Annotated in this window: 11 protein-coding genes; 7 read left to right on the forward strand and 4 right to left on the reverse strand. The window is 69.4% G+C overall.

The annotated features are described in order from the left end of the window. Nucleotides 1-13: 13 nt before the first annotated feature. From pgi to BLR95_RS12995, 3 genes are read left to right on the forward strand one after another with little or no spacing between them, the layout of a single operon-like run. The gene (pgi, locus tag BLR95_RS12985; RefSeq protein ID WP_092620932.1) at nt 14-1,663 is read left to right on the forward strand and encodes a glucose-6-phosphate isomerase; all 1,650 of its coding nucleotides are present in this window, start codon (nt 14-16) and stop codon (nt 1,661-1,663) included. A 5-nt stretch (nt 1,664-1,668) separates the two neighbouring features. Further along, nucleotides 1,669-3,558: a DNA mismatch repair endonuclease MutL gene (mutL, locus tag BLR95_RS12990; protein ID WP_092620935.1), complete on the forward strand. Its 1,890-nt coding sequence runs from the start codon at nt 1,669-1,671 to the stop codon at nt 3,556-3,558. Then, nucleotides 3,559-4,251: a hypothetical protein gene (locus BLR95_RS12995; RefSeq protein WP_092620938.1), complete on the forward strand. Its 693-nt coding sequence runs from the start codon at nt 3,559-3,561 to the stop codon at nt 4,249-4,251. Here BLR95_RS12995 and BLR95_RS13000 read toward each other — a convergent pair. From BLR95_RS13000 to acnA, 4 genes are all read right to left on the reverse strand, one after another. Then, nucleotides 4,220-5,065 (reverse strand): ABC transporter permease, encoded by an 846-nt coding sequence (locus tag BLR95_RS13000; protein ID WP_092620941.1) that lies wholly within the window; start codon nt 5,063-5,065, stop codon nt 4,220-4,222. The genes BLR95_RS12995 and BLR95_RS13000 overlap by 32 nt on opposite strands. Before the next feature lie 11 nt (nt 5,066-5,076). Then, nucleotides 5,077-6,324: an ABC transporter permease gene (locus tag BLR95_RS13005; RefSeq protein ID WP_092620944.1), complete on the reverse strand. Its 1,248-nt coding sequence runs from the start codon at nt 6,322-6,324 to the stop codon at nt 5,077-5,079. Nucleotides 6,325-6,407: 83 nt separating this feature from the next. Further along, nucleotides 6,408-7,457 carry an ABC transporter substrate-binding protein gene (locus tag BLR95_RS13010; RefSeq protein WP_176787862.1) on the reverse strand — a complete coding sequence of 350 codons (1,050 nt, stop codon included), beginning with the start codon at nt 7,455-7,457 and terminating at the stop codon, nt 6,408-6,410. Nucleotides 7,458-7,708: 251 nt separating this feature from the next. After that, nucleotides 7,709-10,393 (reverse strand): aconitate hydratase AcnA, encoded by a 2,685-nt coding sequence (gene acnA / locus BLR95_RS13015; RefSeq protein WP_092620950.1) that lies wholly within the window; start codon nt 10,391-10,393, stop codon nt 7,709-7,711. A 715-nt stretch (nt 10,394-11,108) separates the two neighbouring features. Between acnA and BLR95_RS13020 the strand changes: the two genes are divergently transcribed. From BLR95_RS13020 to BLR95_RS13035, 4 genes are all read left to right on the forward strand, one after another. Next, nucleotides 11,109-13,079 (forward strand): AMP-binding protein, encoded by a 1,971-nt coding sequence (locus BLR95_RS13020; protein WP_245689523.1) that lies wholly within the window; start codon nt 11,109-11,111, stop codon nt 13,077-13,079. A 93-nt stretch (nt 13,080-13,172) separates the two neighbouring features. Beyond that, complete coding sequence (locus BLR95_RS13025) at nt 13,173-13,982, forward strand: ABC transporter ATP-binding protein (protein ID WP_092620956.1); 810 nt, start codon at nt 13,173-13,175, stop codon at nt 13,980-13,982. A gap of 58 nt (nt 13,983-14,040) precedes the next feature. Beyond that, a complete protein-coding gene (locus BLR95_RS13030) occupies nt 14,041-15,057 on the forward strand; it encodes a branched-chain amino acid ABC transporter permease (protein ID WP_342720041.1) in 1,017 nt (338 codons plus the stop codon). A gap of 77 nt (nt 15,058-15,134) precedes the next feature. After that, nucleotides 15,135-16,211, forward strand: coding sequence for a branched-chain amino acid ABC transporter permease (locus tag BLR95_RS13035; protein ID WP_092620959.1), 1,077 nt, complete (start codon nt 15,135-15,137; stop codon nt 16,209-16,211). Nucleotides 16,212-16,301: the final 90 nt, after the last annotated feature.

Genomic DNA, 16,301 nt, shown 5'->3' on the forward strand with positions numbered 1-16,301 from the left:
GGGAAACGGGGACATGAGCCGGCTCGATCACGCCACCGCCTGGGAGGCCCTGAAAAGCCACTACACCGAGGTCCGTGACCTGCACATGCGCGACCTCTTCGCCGCCGACCCGGAACGCTTCAGGCGTTTCTCGCTGTCGGTCGGCGACCTGATGCTGGACTATTCCAAGAACCGCATCACCGAGGAAACCCGCAACCTGCTGGTCACCCTGGCCGAGGAGCGCGGGGTGCCGGAAATGCGCGCCGCCATGTTCTCCGGCGCGCCGATCAACAGCACCGAGCATCGCGCCGTACTGCACGTGGCGCTGCGCAACCGCGCCGGCCGCGTCATCGAGGTGGACGGCGAGGACGTCACCCCGCTGGTCAACGCCGAACTGGCCAAGGTGCGCGCCTTTGCCGAAAAGGTGCGCGACGGCTCGTGGACCGGGGCCACCGGCAAGCCGGTGCGCGACGTCGTCAACATTGGCATCGGCGGCTCCGACCTCGGCCCGGCGATGGTCACCCAGGCCCTCAAGCCCTACGGCAAGTCGGGCCTCAAGGTGCATTTCGTCTCCAACGTCGACGCCAGCCATCTGGTCGAGACGCTGAAGGGCCTGGACCCCGAGACCACCCTGTTCCTGGTCGCCTCCAAGACCTTCACCACCCAGGAAACCCTGACCAACGCCACCACCGCCCGCCAGTGGCTGACCGCCGCCCTGGGCGAGGCGGCGGTGGCCAACCACTTCGCCGCCATGTCGACCAACGCCGAGGCGGTCGGCGCCTTCGGCATCGACACCGCCAACATGTTCCGCTTCTGGGACTGGGTGGGCGGCCGCTACTCGCTGTGGAGCGCCATCGGCCTGCCCATCGCCATCGCCATCGGGCCGGACAACTTCGACGCCCTCCTGGCCGGGGCCGAGGACATGGACCGCCACTTCCACGAGGCCCCGCTGGCCGAGAACATGCCGGTCATCCTGGCCCTGCTCGGGGTGTGGTACACCAACTTCTTCGGCTCAGGCGCCCATGCCGTGCTGCCCTACGACCAGTACCTGGCCCGCCTGCCCGCCTACCTCCAGCAGGCCGACATGGAAAGCAACGGCAAGACCACCTGCCGCGACGGCAAGCCGGCCCTGTGGGCCACCGGCCCGGTGCTGTTCGGCGAGCCGGGCACCAACGGCCAGCACAGCTTCTATCAGTTGCTGCACCAGGGCAGCCACCTGATCCCCTGCGACTTCATCGCCCCGGCGCAGAGCCACAACCCGCGCGGCGACCATCACGCCATCCTGCTGGCCAACGTGCTGGCCCAGGGCGAGGCGCTGATGCGCGGCAAGACCGCCGCCGAGGCCGAGGCCGAACTGGAGGCCGCCAGCCTGCCGGCCTCCCAGGTCGAGGCCCTGGTGCCGCACAAGGTGTTCCCCGGCAACCGGCCCAGCAACACCCTCATCATGCCGCGCCTGACGCCGCGCACCCTGGGCATGCTGATCGCCCTCTACGAGCACAAGATCTTCGTGCAGGGCGTCATCTGGGGGATCAATTCCTTCGACCAGTGGGGGGTCGAGCTGGGCAAGCAGTTGGCCAAGCGCATCCTGCCGGCGCTCAAGGACGACGCCTCGCCGGCGGCCGGTCACGACGCCTCCACCGCCGGGCTGATCGCCGCCGTCAAGGCGCTGCGCGCCGGCAAGTGACGTCCATGCTGCGCCGGCTGCCCGCCACCCTGGTCAACCAGATAGCCGCCGGCGAGGTGGTGGAGCGGCCGGCCAGTGCCTTGAAGGAACTGGTCGAGAACGCGCTGGACGCCGGGGCGACGCGGATCGACGCCACCCTGGCCGAGGCCGGGCGCAGCCTGATCGCGGTGCTCGACGACGGGCGCGGCATGACCCCCGAGGAGATGGAGCTGGCGGTCGAACGCCACGCCACCAGCAAGCTGCCGGACGACGACCTGCTCGACATCGCCTTCCTCGGCTTTCGCGGCGAGGCGTTGCCCTCGATCGCCTCGGTGGCCCGCCTCAGCCTGACCAGCCGGCCGCGCGATCAGGCCGCGGACAGCGCCTGGCGGCTGACCGTCGAGGGCGGCGAGAAGCGCGACCTGGTCCCCGCCGCCCACCCGCCGGGGACCCGGGTCGAGGTGCGCGACCTGTTCTTCGCCACCCCGGCGCGGCTCAAGTTCCTGAAGTCCAACCGGGCCGAACAGGCGGCCGCCATCGACGCCCTCCAGCGCCTGGGCATGGCCCACCCAGAGGTCGCCTTCACCCTGTCCGACGGCCAGCGGCGCATGGTCGACCTGCCGGCCCTGCCGCCCGACCTGCTGGCCGACCCGGCGAGTGCCCGCCTGTCGCGCCTGACCCGGGTGCTGGGCCGCGACTTCGCCGACAACGCCCTGGCCGTCGATGCCGAGCGTGAGGGGGTGCGTCTGGTCGGCCACATCGGCCTGCCCACCTTCACCCGCTCGACCGCCCAGGCCCAGTACCTGTTCGTCAACGGCCGTCCGGTGCGCGACCGCCTGTTGACCGGGGCGGTGCGCGGCGCCTACCAGGACGTGCTGGCCGGCCACCGCCATCCGGTGCTGGCCCTGTATGTGGAGATCGACCCCCGCGAGGTGGACGTGAACGTCCATCCGGCCAAGGCCGAGGTGCGCTTCCGCGACCCGGCCCTGGTGCGCGGCCTGATCGTCGGCGCCCTGCGTCATACCCTGGCCCAGGCCGGGGTGCGCACGGCGACCACGGTCAGCCAACAGGCCCTGGGCGCGGTGCGGCCGGAGGGCTCGGCGCCGCTGGCCCGGGCCGGGCAAGGGGGGCGCCAGGGATGGCATGGCGGATGGGGCACCTGGTCCCCCGCCCCGCCCTCGGCCGAGGCCATCGCCGCCGGGATGGCCTCCCAGGCCCCGGCGGCGAACGGTCTGGCCGACCAGGGACGCCTCGCCGGTTGGGAGCTGCCGCCCCAGGGGCGCGACCCGGCCAACCAGAGCGATCCCGCGCCGCCCCCCGAGCCACCCGGCGCCGACCACCCGCTGGGGGTGGCGCGCGGTCAGGTGCACGACACCTACATCGTCGCCGAAACGCCGGACGGGCTGGTCATCGTCGACCAGCACGCCGCCCACGAGCGTCTGGTCCTGGAACGCATGAGCGCTGCCCTGGCCGAGTCGGGCGTGCCCCGTCAGGCCCTGCTCATCCCCGAGGTGGTGGAGCTCGACCCGGCGGCGGCGGAACGCCTCGCCGCCCGGGCCGAGGAGTTGGCCGACCTCGGGCTGGTGCTGGAAGCCTTCGGCCCGGGCACCCTGATCGTGCGCGAAACCCCGGCCCTGCTCGGCGAGACCGACGTCCAGGGGCTGATCCGCGATCTGGCCGACGAGCTGGCCGAGACCGACCACACCACCGCCCTCAAACAGCGCCTGGGCGATGTCTGCGCCACCCTGGCCTGCCACGGCTCGGTGCGCGCCGGGCGGCGCCTGTCCCTGACCGAAATGAACGCCCTGTTGCGCCAGATGGAGGCCACCCCCCGGTCGGGTCAGTGCAACCACGGCCGCCCGACCTGGGTGCGCCTGGACAAGACCGACATCGAACGCCTGTTCGGCCGGCGCTGAATGCTGGCCGAGGCGCTGGGCTGGCTGCTCACCCCCGCCCCATGGTGGGCCCGGCGGCGCGGGCTGGTCGGCGAGCAGATGGCCCTGCTGGCCCGCCACCGCCGCTGCCGCGCCGCCTGGGCGCCGCACCTGGCCGCCTGTCGGGCCTTCCTGGCCGAGGCGGCGTCAAATGGGGCGACGGATGGCGGGACGGGTGGAAGCACGGTGGCGGTGCTCGGCTCCGGCGCCCTGCTCGATGTGCCGCTCGATCCTCTGGCCGCCGCTTATGGGCGGGTGCTGCTGGTCGATGCCGTGCACCCGTGGCGGGCCCGCTGGCGGGCGGCGCGGCATCGTGGGCGGGTGCGGCTGATCCACCATGATCTGGCCAGCGGCCTGCCCGAGGCGGCCCACGGCGCCGATCTTGTGCTGTCGGTCAACCTGCTGTCGCGCCTGCCCGACCCCGGGGCCCATCTGGCCGCCCTGGCCGACAGCCGCGCCGCCGCCCTGGTCAGCGACGTGGAACTGATCGAGAGCCAGGGCGACGTCGAGCTGGCGCGCCGCGACCTGCTGGCCGGCTGCGATCTGGCCCTCACGGCCCCGCGCGGCTGGACCTGGAAGCTGGCCCCGGCCCCGGAACTCTACCCCGACCGCGACCTGTCGCTGCGCGTGGTGGCGGGATGGGTCAGCCGAACGTCCCGCCGCGCCGCCCGGTGAGCCGTTCGTTGCGCCGGCGCAACAGCTCCAGGGTGACCAGCAGGATGGTGGAAAAGGCGATCAGAAGGGTGGCGGCGGCCATGATGGTCGGGCTGATGTTCTCGCGGATGCCGCTGAACATCTCGCGCGGCAGGGTGCGCTGTTCGGGGCCGGCGACCAGCAGCACCACCACCACCTCGTCGAACGAGGTGGCGAAGGCGAACAACGCGCCCGAGGCCACCCCCGGGGCGATCAGCGGCAGGATCACCGAGCCGAACACGCGCAGCGGCCCGGCCCCCAGGCTGGCCGCGGCGCGGGCCAGGTTCATGTCGAAGCCCTGCAGGGTGGCGCTCACCGTGATCACCACGAAGGGCGCCGCCAGCGCGGTGTGGGCCAGCACCAGACCGGTATAGGTGGCGGTCAGGCCGAGCGGCGCGAAGAACAGGTAGAAGCCGACCCCGGTGATGACCAGCGGCACGATCATCGGCGACAGCAGGATGCCCAGCACCACGCTCTTGCCCTTGAAGCGGGCCCGGGTCAGGCCGACCGCCGCCAGGGTGCCCAGGGTGGTCGAAAGGATGGTCGAGAAGACGCCGACGATCAGGCTGTTCTTCAAGGCCCGCATCCAGTCGGGATCGGTGAAGAACTCGCCGTACCAGCGCAGGGAGAAGCCACTCAAGGGGTAGGTCAGGAACTGCCCGTCGTTGAACGACAGCGGCACGATGGCGATCAGCGGCGCCACCAGGAAGGCGAAGACCAGCACCGCCGACACCCACAGGGCGGCGGTCCACAGCTTTTCTTCCAGGGTGCGCGGGTGGTGGGGGCCGTGGGTCATGCCGTTTCCCCTCAACGTCCGGCCGGGGTGGCGCCGGCGCGGACCAGCCGGGCATAGGTGGCGAACAGGATCAGCGTCGTCACCAGCAGCACCGAGCCGAGCGCCGCCGCCATCCCCCAGTTCACCGTCTCGGCGGTGTAGAAGGCGATGAAGTAGCTGATCATCTGGTCCGCCGCGCCGCCGACCAGGGCCGGCGTGATGTAGTAGCCCAGCGCGATGATGAAGGTGAGCAGGGTGCCGGCAACGATGCCAGGCAGGGTCTGCGGCAGGTAGACCTTGAGGAAGGCCACCGTCGGCCGCGCCCCCAGCGACAGGGCGGTGCGCATGTAAAGCTTCGGGATGCCCTTCATCACCGAGTACAGCGGCAGCACCAGGAAGGGCAACAGGACATGGGTCATGGCGATGATGACGCCGATGCGGTTGAAGATCAGCCGCGCCGGTTCATCGAGCAGGCCGAGCCAGATCAGCGCGTTGTTGACCAGCCCCTGATCCTGCAACAGCACCACCCAGGCCGCCGTGCGCACCAGCAGCGAGGTCCAGAAGGGCAGCAGGACCAGGATCATCATCGGGTTGGAGAGGTGCGGCGGCAGGGTGGCCAGCAGGTAGGCGACCGGAAAGCCCAGGGCCAGACACAGCAGGGTGACGGTCAGCGCCACCGCGAAGGTGCGCCCGAGGATGTCGAGGAACACCGCCTCCTGCTCCGGCACCGGGCGCAACTGGCCGGTCGGGGTGCGCTCCAGATCGACCGCCTGGAGCAGGAAGAAGGCGGTCAGCGGACCGCTGGCCCGGTCGATGGCGGCCCACAGCTCGGGCTCGGCCCAGCGCTCATCGATATGGATCAGCGTGGCGCGCCACGACTCGGCCGTTTCCGGCAGTTTGCGGGCGCTGGAAAAGAGCAGCGAACGGGCCCCGGGATAATCGGAATTGAGCCGCCGCGCCGCCACCGCCAGGGTGCGGTCGGCCTTGCTCTGGCCGAGGTCGGCGGCCAGGGCGGCGAACACCGCCTCGCCCGGGGCCTCGGTGCGCGGCTGCCAGTCGTCGATCGCCGCCGTCACCCCGGGCCACACCTGGGCCAGTTCGGGATCGTGCACCGCCCGGCGCATCATGTCGCCGATGGGGATCAGGAAGGTGACGGCAAGGAAGGCGGCCAGGGGCAGGATCAGCGCCCCGGCCTTCAGATGATGCAGCCGCTCGGCCCGGCGCAGGCGGGCTTTCAGCGACGGCTCGGGCGGGGCAAAGGAAGGGGCGGCGGTCGGCATGGGCGGCCGGGCAACTCAAGGGGGAAGCGGGAGCCGGCCCCCCGGGGCACGCCCGGGGAGCCGGCGGTGACGATGACAGGGCCTTACTGGACCGCCGCCCACTTGTTGAAGCGGGTGGTCAGCTGCTCGATGTGCTCCAGCCAGAAGGCGGTGTCGATGAGCACGGCGTTGGCCATGTTGGCGTCGGCGGTCGGCAGGTCGGCCAGCCGGTCGGCCGGGATCAGATCGTTCACCCCCTTGGCGCTGACCCCGTAGGCGATCGCCTGGGGCAGCCCGGCCTGGACCTCGGGCTGGCCGACGAAGGCCAGGAAGTCGTAGGACTGATCGAGGTTCGGGGTGCCCGACAGGATGACCCACGAATCGAGGGTGTACAGGCTGCCGTCCCAGACGATGCCGAAGTTGCGCCCGTCGCCCTTGTTGGCGGCGTCGACCCGGCCGTTGTAGATCGAGGTCATCACCACCTCGCCGGCGGCCAGGAACTGCGGCGGCTGGGCCCCCGCCTTCCAGAACACCAGATCGTCCTTGATGGTGTCGAGCTTGGCGAAGGCGCGGTCGACGCCCTCCTCGGTGGCCAGCACGTCGTAGACCTCGGCCGGGGCGACGCCGTCGGCCATCAGGGCGATCTCAAGGGTGGTCTTGGGGCCGCCGCGCAGGGCCCGCTTGCCGGGCCAAGTCTCGGTGTCGAAGAAGTCGGCCCAACTGGTCGGCGCCTTGGCCAGGGCGTCCTTGTCGTAGCCGAGCACGAAGTTGTAGACGATGGCGCCCACCCCGCACTCGGACACCGCCGAGGGGATGTAGGCGTCGGCGCCGCCCAGGCGGTCGAAGTCGAGCGGCTCGAACAGGCCCTCGTCGCAGCCCAGGGCCAGCTCCTCGCTTTCCACCTGGACCACGTCCCAGGTGCTGTTGCCGCCTTCCACCTTGGCCCGCAGCACGCCGATGCCGCCGTCCCAGGATTCGTCGATCAGCGGCGTCCCGGTGGCCTCGACGAAAGGCTGGAAGTAGACCTCCTTCTGGGCGTCCTGATAGGACCCGCCCCAGGAAACCACGGTCAGGTCGCGGGCCTGGGCCCCCTCGCTCACAAAACCGGCGCTCAGCACCAGGGCCGCGCCGGCGATCAGATGACGGGCTCGCATGGACATGTTCGGTTGCCTCCACGATGGACGATGCGCCGGGCAGAGCCCCCCTCGCCCGGCCGCTTCCGACCCGCCCGCCACGGGGCAGCGGTGGTGTCGGAAAACCGTCAAATATCACGAACGATGCGGCCGCACGAGTCCCCGCATGCCGAAGAGGCGAGCAAAAATAAAGAGGTGGCCCGGACGTCCCCGGACCACCCCTGGTGCTGGCGCCAACCCCGGCCGGCGGCCGGAGACGTCGCCTGTCGGTTTCAGCCGGCCAACTGCCGAAGCACGGCGGCCAGGATGCCGCCCTGGCGGTAGTAGGTGGCCTCGTCCTCGGTGTCGATGCGGCACTTGGCGGTGATGTTTTCGGTCGTGCCGTCGGCCCGGGTCAGGGTCAGGGCGACGTCCTGACCCGGCGTCACGCCCTCGGCCAGGCCCTTGATGTCGAAGCGCTCGGAGCCGTCGAGCTTCAGGGTCTGGCGGGTCATGCCGTCCTTGAACTGCAACGGCAGCACCCCCATGCCGACCAGATTGGAGCGGTGGATGCGCTCGAAGCTTTCCACCAGCACCGCCTTGACGCCGAGCAGCTTGGTCCCCTTGGCGGCCCAGTCGCGCGAGCTGCCGGTGCCGTACTCGCGCCCGGCGACGACGATCAGCGGGGTGCCCTCGTCGGCGTAGCGCATGGCGGCGTCATAGATGGCCATCTGCTCGCCCGAGGGGTGGTGGCGGGTCACCCCGCCCTCGACGCCCGGGGTCATCTCGTTGCGGATGCGGATGTTGGCGAAGGTGCCGCGCATCATCACTTCATGATTGCCGCGCCGCGAGCCGTAGGAGTTGAAGTCGGCCGGCTCGACGCCGTGCTCGATCAGATAGCGGCCGGCCGGGCTGTCGGCCTTGATGGAGCCGGCCGGGCTGATGTGGTCGGTGGTCACCGAATCGCCGAGGATGGCCAGCGGCCGCGCCCCGGTGATGTCGGCCACCGGCTCCGGCGTCATGGTCAGGCCCTCGAAGAACGGCGGGTCCTGGACATAGGTGCTGTCGGCCTGCCAGTCGTAGGTCTGGCTGTCGGCGGTTTCGATGGCCTGCCACTCGGCCGAGCCCTCGAAGACCTTGCCGTAGTGGCGCTGGAACATTTCCGGGGTGATGAAGGACTGCACCGCCTCGGCGACCTCCCTGGGGCTCGGCCACAGGTCCTTCAGGTAGACCGGGGTGCCCTCGGCGTCCTCGCCCAGGGGCTGGCTGGCGAAGTCGATGTCCAGCGTCCCGGCCAAGGCATAGGCGACGACCAGCGGCGGGCTGGCCAGATAGTTGGCCCGGGTCAGCGGATGCACCCGGCCCTCGAAGTTGCGGTTGCCGGAGAGCACCGCGCCGACCATCAGGTCGCCCTCGGTGATGGCCGCCGAGATGTCCTCGTCGAGCGGCCCGGAGTTGCCGATGCAGGTGGTGCAGCCGTAGCCGGCGATGTGGAAGCCGAGACTTTCCAGCGGCGCCATCAGGCCGGCCCGGGCCAGGTAGTCGCCGACCACCTGCGAGCCCGGGGCGAGCGAGGTCTTGACCCACGGCTGGCGCTTCAGGCCGCGCCCGACGGCGTTCCTGGCGAGCAGCCCGGCGGCCAGCATCACCGAGGGGTTGGAGGTGTTGGTGCACGAGGTGATGGCGGCAATCACCACCGCCCCGTCGACCAGTTCGTAGTCCTGGCCCTTCACCGGCTGGCGGCGCGGGGTGTCGATGCCGGCCATGCCCTTCAGGGCCTGCTGGCGGAAGTTGTCCTGCATGGCCGACAGGAGCACCCGGTCCTGGGGCCGGCGCGGGCCGGCCAGGGCCGGCTCGATGGTCGCCAGATCGAGGTTCAGCTTCTCGGTGAAGCGCGGCGCCGGGCTGCCCGGGGTGCGCCACATGCCCTGTTCCTTGGCGTAGGCCTCGACCAGGGCGATGGTTTCCGCCGGGCGGCCGGAGAAGCGCAGGTAGTTGAGGGTCTCGGCGTCGATCGGGAAGATGCCGCAGGTGGCGCCGTACTCGGGGGCCATGTTGGCGATGGTGGCGCGGTCGGCCAGGCTCAGGTGGTCCAGGCCGTCGCCGCAGAACTCGACGAACTTGCCGACCACGCCGTGGCGGCGCAGCATCTCGGTCACCGCCAGCACCAGATCGGTGGCGGTGGTGCCCTCGGCCAGGGTGCCGGTCAGCTCGACGCCGACCACCTCGGGGATGAGCATGGAGACCGGCTGGCCGAGCATCGCCGCCTCGGCCTCGATGCCGCCCACGCCCCAGCCCAGCACGCCCAGGCCGTTGATCATGGTGGTGTGCGAATCGGTGCCGACACAGGTGTCCGGGAAGGCCAGGGTGCGGCCGTTCTCCTCGGCCGACCAGACGCCGCGGGCCAGATACTCCAGGTTCACCTGATGGCAGATGCCGGCCCCCGGCGGGACCACCCGGAAGTTGTCGAAGGCGGCCTGACCCCAGCGCAGGAAGGCATAGCGCTCGCCGTTGCGCTCGAACTCGCGGGCGGTGTTGCGGGCCAGCGCGTCGGGGCTGCCGAAGTGGTCGATCATCACCGAGTGGTCGATCACCAGATCGACCGGGTTCAAGGGGTTGATGCGCGCCGGATCGCCGCCCAGGGCGACCATCGCCTGACGCATGGCGGCCAGATCGACCACCCCGGGCACGCCGGTGAAGTCCTGCATCAGGACGCGCGCCGGGCGGTAGGCGATCTCGCGCTGGGCGCCGGGCGCCGCCGGGCCCTCGGCCAGGGCCTTGATGTCCTCGACGGTGACGCTGTGGCCATCCTCGAAGCGCAGCAGGTTCTCCAGCAGCACCTTCAGCGAGAAGGGCAGATCGGCCAGACTGCCGAGACCCGCCGCCTCGGCGGCGGGCAGCGAGAAGATGTCGTAGGTGGTGTCGCCGACGACAAGCTGGCGACGGGTTTTGAGGGTGTCGGCACCGCTCTGGGCCATGGTCGAGGGTCCTCCCAAAGTGGTCGGGGGTGGGGCGCTGGGGGCAGGACGAAAAGCCGTTCGGCGCCCGAAAACGGGGCGCCGCCTGGGGAGCGACCTGGTCGAAGCATCCGGGGGGCGGCCGTCGGAAAAATACAGCCCCGCTGAGGCCGGACGGCGGCGCCCCGGACCGGCGGGTGCGCCCGCTCTCCCCGGGGTGGGGCGGCCCCGGCCACCGCCCCCGGATGCGATCCGGAGCGCGGCGGCGTCGCCGCCACCGGGCGCCCAACCAACCAGAGCCGGTCGGACACCTTGTCGCCGGGATAGACCACACTTTGCCCGCGCTGTCCATAACCCAGGCGGGAAGGCCGGCGGATGGAGGGCGAAAACCCAGGGCGGACGGGGGTCGCGAAAAACCGCCGCCGGAGCCGCTTGACCCTAGGGAAGAATTCGGTTTAGGTGATAGCCACGGTCGGCTTGTATACAAAAAGAGCCCCCCAGGGGTCAGCGCCGACCGGCGAAACAGAGGTTGTTTTACGTTGATGGCGGATCGCCGGCGGCTGCCCTTGCGGCCCCCCGGGACAACAGTCCGCACCTGGGGCAGGCAAGTCGAAGCCAGGGGTCAGCCATCGTTTGGAAGACATGCGCCGGGGCGCGAAAACCGGCGTCCTGTCCGTCGTCGACGGCACGGGGCGGGGGTTGGTGTGTCCTGGGTGCCGGATGGAGACCATGCGCCTTGGTTGACGCCACTGTCGCCAGTGCGGGCCCCGAGCGGGATACCCTGCCCAAGCTTCTCATGCACAACGCCCGGATCCGTCCGACCCTGCCCGCCTACCGGGAGAAGGACTACGGCATCTGGCAGACCTGGTCGTGGCGCGAGGTGGAGGCGGAAATCTTCCGCATGGCCGCCGGCCTGGCCGAGCTTGGTTTCAAGCGCGGCGACCGCATGGCCATCGTCGGCGACAACCGGCCGCAGCTTTACTGGTCGATGGTCGCCGCCCAGGTGCTGGGCGGGGTGCCGGTCCCGGTCTACCAGGATTCGGTGGCCGACGAGATGGTCTTCGTGCTCGAGCACGCCGAGGTCACCTTCGCCATGGTCGAGGACCAGGAGCAGGTGGACAAGCTGCTGGAGTGCCGGACCAAGGGGGCCCGGGTCGACCACATCATCTACGAGGACCCGCGCGGCCTGCGCAACTACCGCGAGGAGGGCGTGCACGCCCTGTCGGCGGTGCTCGACTCGGGGGCCCGGCGGCTCGGGCGCGAACCCGACTTCGCCGCCACCGAGGCAAAACAGGGCAGCGGCGCCGATCTGGCCCTGATGGCCTACACCTCGGGCACCACCGGCAAGCCCAAGGGGGTCATGCTGACCTTCGACAACCTTTTGACGGTGGCCCGCGCGGCGGCCGAGATGGAGGGCTTGAGCGAGCGCGACGAGATCCTGGCCTATCTGCCCATGGCCTGGGTCGGCGACTTCGCCTTCTCGGTCGCCCAGGCCTATCTGTGCGGCTTCACGGTCAACTGCCCGGAAAGCGGCGAGACCCTGCTCATCGACCTGCGCGAGATCGGCCCGACCTATCTGTTCTCGCCGCCGCGCATCTTCGAGAACCTGCTGACCACGGTGATGATCCGCATGGAGGACGCCGGGTCCTTCAAGCGGCGCCTGTTCCACTATTTCATGGATCACGCCCGCACCGTCGGGGTGGCCCTGATGGACGGCCGCCCGGTCTCGCTGGTGGACCGCCTGAAGTACTGGCTGGGCGAGCTTCTGGTCTACGGCCCCCTGAAGAACGTGCTGGGCTTTTCGCGCATCCGGCTGGCCTACACCGCCGGCGAGGCGATCGGGCCCGAGATTTTCGACTTCTACCGTTCGATCGGGATCAATCTCAAACAGATCTACGGCTCCACCGAGGCCAGCGTGTTCATCACCGTGCAGCCCAACGGCGAGGTCAAGCCCGACACCGTGGGCCGGCCCTACCCCGGGGTGGAGATCAGGATCGCCGAGAACGGCGAGGTGATGTTCAAGAGCGCCGGGGTGTTCGCCGCCTACTACAAGAACGACGAGGCGACCCGCGAGACCAAGACCGACGACGGCTGGGTACACACCGGCGACGCCGGGCTGCTGGATGGCGACGGCCACCTGAAGATCATCGACCGGGCCAAGGACGTGGGCCATCTGAACAACGGCACCATGTTCGCCCCCAAGTACATCGAGAACAAACTGAAGTTCTTCCCCTTCATCAAGGAGGCGGTGGCCTTCGGGCACGAGCGCGATTACGCCGCCGCCTTCATCAACATCGACCTGGAGGCGGTCGGCAACTGGGCCGAGCGCATCAATCTGGCCTACGCCGGCTATGCCGATCTGGCCAGCCGGCCGGAAGTCTACGCCCAGATCAAGGACTGCGTGGAAAAGGTCAACGCCGATCTGGCCCAGGACGACCTGCTGGCCGGCGGCCAGATCCGCCGTTTCCTGATCCTGCACAAGGAACTGGACGCCGACGACGGCGAGTTGACCCGAACCCGCAAGGTGCGCCGCAAGTTCGTCGCCGAGAAGTACGCCCCGCAGATCGCCGCCCTCTATGACGAGCAGGTGAGCGAGGTCTACTGCGAGACCGAGGTGACCCAGGAAGACGGCCGCAAGTACATGATCAAGGCCGACCTTCGGATCAGCCCGGCGAAAACCTTCGACCCGGTCAGGAAGGCCGGCTAGGGCGACCTGTCGGCGCGCGGCCACCCCGCCCGCCGGCCGGCCGGCCTCCGCCCCCACCCCAGGCCCGACACCCCTGCGAGGAGAGAGATACCGATGTCCCAAGCCGAGGCGTCCCCGGCCGGTCCGGCCCCGGGCGAGGTGCTGCTCAAGGTCGACAACATCAGCTTGTCGTTCGGCGGCGTGCGGGCCCTGACCAACATCAGCTTCGACGTGATGAAGGGCGAGATCCGCGCCATCATCGGCCCCAACGGGGCCGGCAAGAGCTCCATGCTCAACGTCATCAACGGGTTCTACCACCCGCAGGAAGGCACCATCACCTACAAGGGCGAAACCCGGCGCAAGATGAAGCCGCATCAGGCGGCCCGCACCGGCATCGCCCGCACCTTCCAGAACATCGCCCTGTTCAAGGGGATGAGCGCGCTCGAGAACATCATGACCGGGCGCAACACGGTGATGGCCCACAACCCGTTCACCGCCGCCGTCTACCTGGGCCCGGCCAAGCGCAGCGAAATCCACCACCGGGAGGTGTGCGAGCGCATCATCGACTTCCTGGAGATCGAGGCCATCCGCAAGACCCCGGTCGGCCGCCTGCCCTACGGCCTGCAGAAGCGGGTCGAGCTGGGCCGCGCCCTGGCCGCCGAGCCCGAGATGCTGCTGCTGGACGAGCCGATGGCCGGCATGAACCTGGAAGAGAAGGAGGACATGTGCCGCTTCATCCTCGACGTCAACGAGGAGTTCGGCACCACCATGGTCCTCATCGAGCACGACATGGGCGTGGTGATGGACATCTCCGACCGCGTCGTGGTGCTGGACTACGGCCGCAAGCTGGCCGATGGCCCGCCCGATCAGGTGCGCAACGACCCCGACGTGATCGACGCCTACCTGGGGGTGGCCCATGACTAGGTCCCCTAGCCCCCCCGTCTCCGCCGCTCGCCCCGCCACCGCCAAGAGTTAAGCCCCCATGAGCAATCAACTCCGCATCGCCCTGTGGGCCCTCGGCGCGCCGGTTTCGGTCGGCCTGATCGGTCTTCTGATCTCGGCCATGCCGCTGATCGATTCCAACTTCTTCTTCACCTGGGGCTACTACCTGGAGGTGGTCACCACCGGCCTTCTGACCGGCGTGCTGTATTCGCTGGTGGCACTCGGCTTCGTGCTGATCTTCAAGGCCTCCGGGGTGTTCAACTTCTCCCAGGGGGCGATGGTGCTGTTCGCCGCCCTGTTCTTCGTCGGCTTCATGGACAAGTGGGGCCTGCACCCGGCGCTCGCCTTCCTGCTCACCGCCGGGGTGATGATCCTGCTGGCCATGCTGATCGAGCGGGTGGTCTTGAGGCCGCTGGTCAACCAGCCGGCCATCATCCTGTTCATGGCGACCATCGGCATCACCTACTTCCTGGACGGCCTGGGCCAAACCATCTGGGGCTCGGACGTCTTCACGCTCGATATCGGCCTGCCCAAGGACCCCATGTTCCTGATGGAAGGCACCTTCGAGGGCGGGGTGATGGTCAACCAGTTCGACATCGTGGCCGCCGTCGCCGCCGGGGCGATGGTGATCGTGCTGGCCTTCCTGTTCCAGTACACCCGCATCGGCCGCGCCCTGCGCGCGGTGGCCGACGACCACCAGGCGGCGCTGTCGGTGGGCATTCCCCTGAAGACCATCTGGGCCATCGTGTGGTCGGTGGCCGGCATCGTCGGCCTGGTCGCCGGGGTGATGTGGGGCTCGAAGCTCGGGGTGCAGTTCTCGCTCGCCCTGGTGGCGCTCAAGGCGCTGCCGGTGCTCATCCTGGGCGGCTTCACCTCGGTGCCGGGGGCCATCGTCGGCGGCCTGATCATCGGCGCCGGCGAGAAGATCGCCGAGATCTTTTTCGGCGGCTACATCGGCGGCGGCATCGAGGACTGGTTCGCCTACATGCTGGCCATGGTCTTCCTGCTGTTCCGGCCGCAAGGGCTGTTCGGCGAGAAGATCATCGAGCGCGTCTGACCGGCGCCTATCGACCCCCGCCCCAAGATCCCGCCCCAAGATCCCTCAGGGCAAGGCTTTCAAAGGCACATCCGACCATGATCTACCGCGAAGCCGGACAGTTCAAAACCTCCTACGCCCGCGACGGCGGTCTCTATCCCATCCGCCAGGACCGCTATGGGCTGATCGTCCTGTTGCTGGTCGCCGTCTTCGCCGTGCCGATGATGAGCGAGTACTGGCTGGTCACCATCTTCCTGCCCTTCCTGGTCATGGCGGTGGCGGCCCTGGGGCTGAACATCCTGACCGGCTACGCCGGGCAGCTCAGCCTGGGCACCGGCGGCTTCATGGCCTGCGGGGCCTATGCCGCCTACAAGCTGGCCACCGCCTTTCCCGACCTCAACATCGTGCTGGTGTTTCTCGGGGCGGGGCTGGTCAGCGCCCTGGTCGGCATCCTGTTCGGCATTCCCTCGCTCAGGATCAAGGGCTTCTATCTGGCGGTGGCCACCCTGGCGGCGCAGTTCTTCATCCTGTGGCTGCTCAACAAGGTGCCGTGGTTCGTCAACTACAGCCCCTCGGGCGTCATCTCGGCGCCGCCGCGGGCCATTTTCGGCGACATCTACGTGACCGGCGCCACCGCCACCCCGGAAGCCAAGTACCTGTTCGCCCTGGCCGTCGCCGCGCTGCTGGCGCTGGCCGCCAAGAACCTGACCCGCTGCGCCATCGGGCGCTCGTGGATGGCCATCCGCGACATGGACATCGCGGCCGAGATCATCGGCATCAAGCCGATGGCCACCAAGCTGGGGGCGTTCGCCATCAGCTCGTTCTACTGCGGCATCGCCGGGGCCATGTGGGCCTTCATCTACACCAGCTCGGTGGAGGCCAACGCCTTCGAGATCAGCCGCAGCTTCCAGGTGTTGTTCATGGTCATCATCGGCGGCCTGGGCTCGATCCTCGGCTCGTTCCTGGGGGCCGCCTTCATCGTGCTTTTGCCGATCCTCTTGAAGAACGCGCCGGAGATGGTCGGTCTGTCGATCCCGGTCGACGTCATCGCCCACATCGAGTTCATGATCTTCGGCGCCCTGATCATCTTCTTCCTGATCGTCGAGCCGCACGGGCTGGCCCGTCTGTGGCAGATCGGCAAGGAGAAGCTGCGCCTGTGGCCCTTCCCCTACTGACAACCAACACAACTGGCGACCAACAACGAGGCCGGCGACCAAGCCGGCCCGCGTGACCGAAACCAGAGAGAGCGGACCCCTTAAACGATC

Source organism: Roseospirillum parvum, from assembly GCF_900100455.1.
In the GTDB taxonomy this organism is placed as follows: Bacteria; Pseudomonadota; Alphaproteobacteria; order Rhodospirillales; family Rhodospirillaceae; genus Roseospirillum; species Roseospirillum parvum.

Excerpts from the sequence above, each read along its gene's own strand:
- BLR95_RS13010 (WP_176787862.1), bottom strand. The coding sequence starts at position 7,457 with ATGCGAGCCCGTCATCTGATCGCCGGCGCGGCCCTGGTGCTGAGCGCC.
- mutL (WP_092620935.1), top strand. The coding sequence starts at position 1,669 with ATGCTGCGCCGGCTGCCCGCCACCCTGGTCAACCAGATAGCCGCCGGC.
- BLR95_RS13000 (WP_092620941.1), bottom strand. The coding sequence starts at position 5,065 with ATGACCCACGGCCCCCACCACCCGCGCACCCTGGAAGAAAAGCTGTGG.
- acnA (WP_092620950.1), bottom strand. The coding sequence starts at position 10,393 with ATGGCCCAGAGCGGTGCCGACACCCTCAAAACCCGTCGCCAGCTTGTC.
- BLR95_RS13005 (WP_092620944.1), bottom strand. The coding sequence starts at position 6,324 with ATGCCGACCGCCGCCCCTTCCTTTGCCCCGCCCGAGCCGTCGCTGAAA.
- BLR95_RS13035 (WP_092620959.1), top strand. The coding sequence starts at position 15,135 with ATGATCTACCGCGAAGCCGGACAGTTCAAAACCTCCTACGCCCGCGAC.
- BLR95_RS13025 (WP_092620956.1), top strand. The coding sequence starts at position 13,173 with ATGTCCCAAGCCGAGGCGTCCCCGGCCGGTCCGGCCCCGGGCGAGGTG.
- pgi (WP_092620932.1), top strand. The coding sequence starts at position 14 with ATGAGCCGGCTCGATCACGCCACCGCCTGGGAGGCCCTGAAAAGCCAC.
- BLR95_RS13030 (WP_342720041.1), top strand. The coding sequence starts at position 14,041 with ATGAGCAATCAACTCCGCATCGCCCTGTGGGCCCTCGGCGCGCCGGTT.
- BLR95_RS12995 (WP_092620938.1), top strand. The coding sequence starts at position 3,559 with ATGCTGGCCGAGGCGCTGGGCTGGCTGCTCACCCCCGCCCCATGGTGG.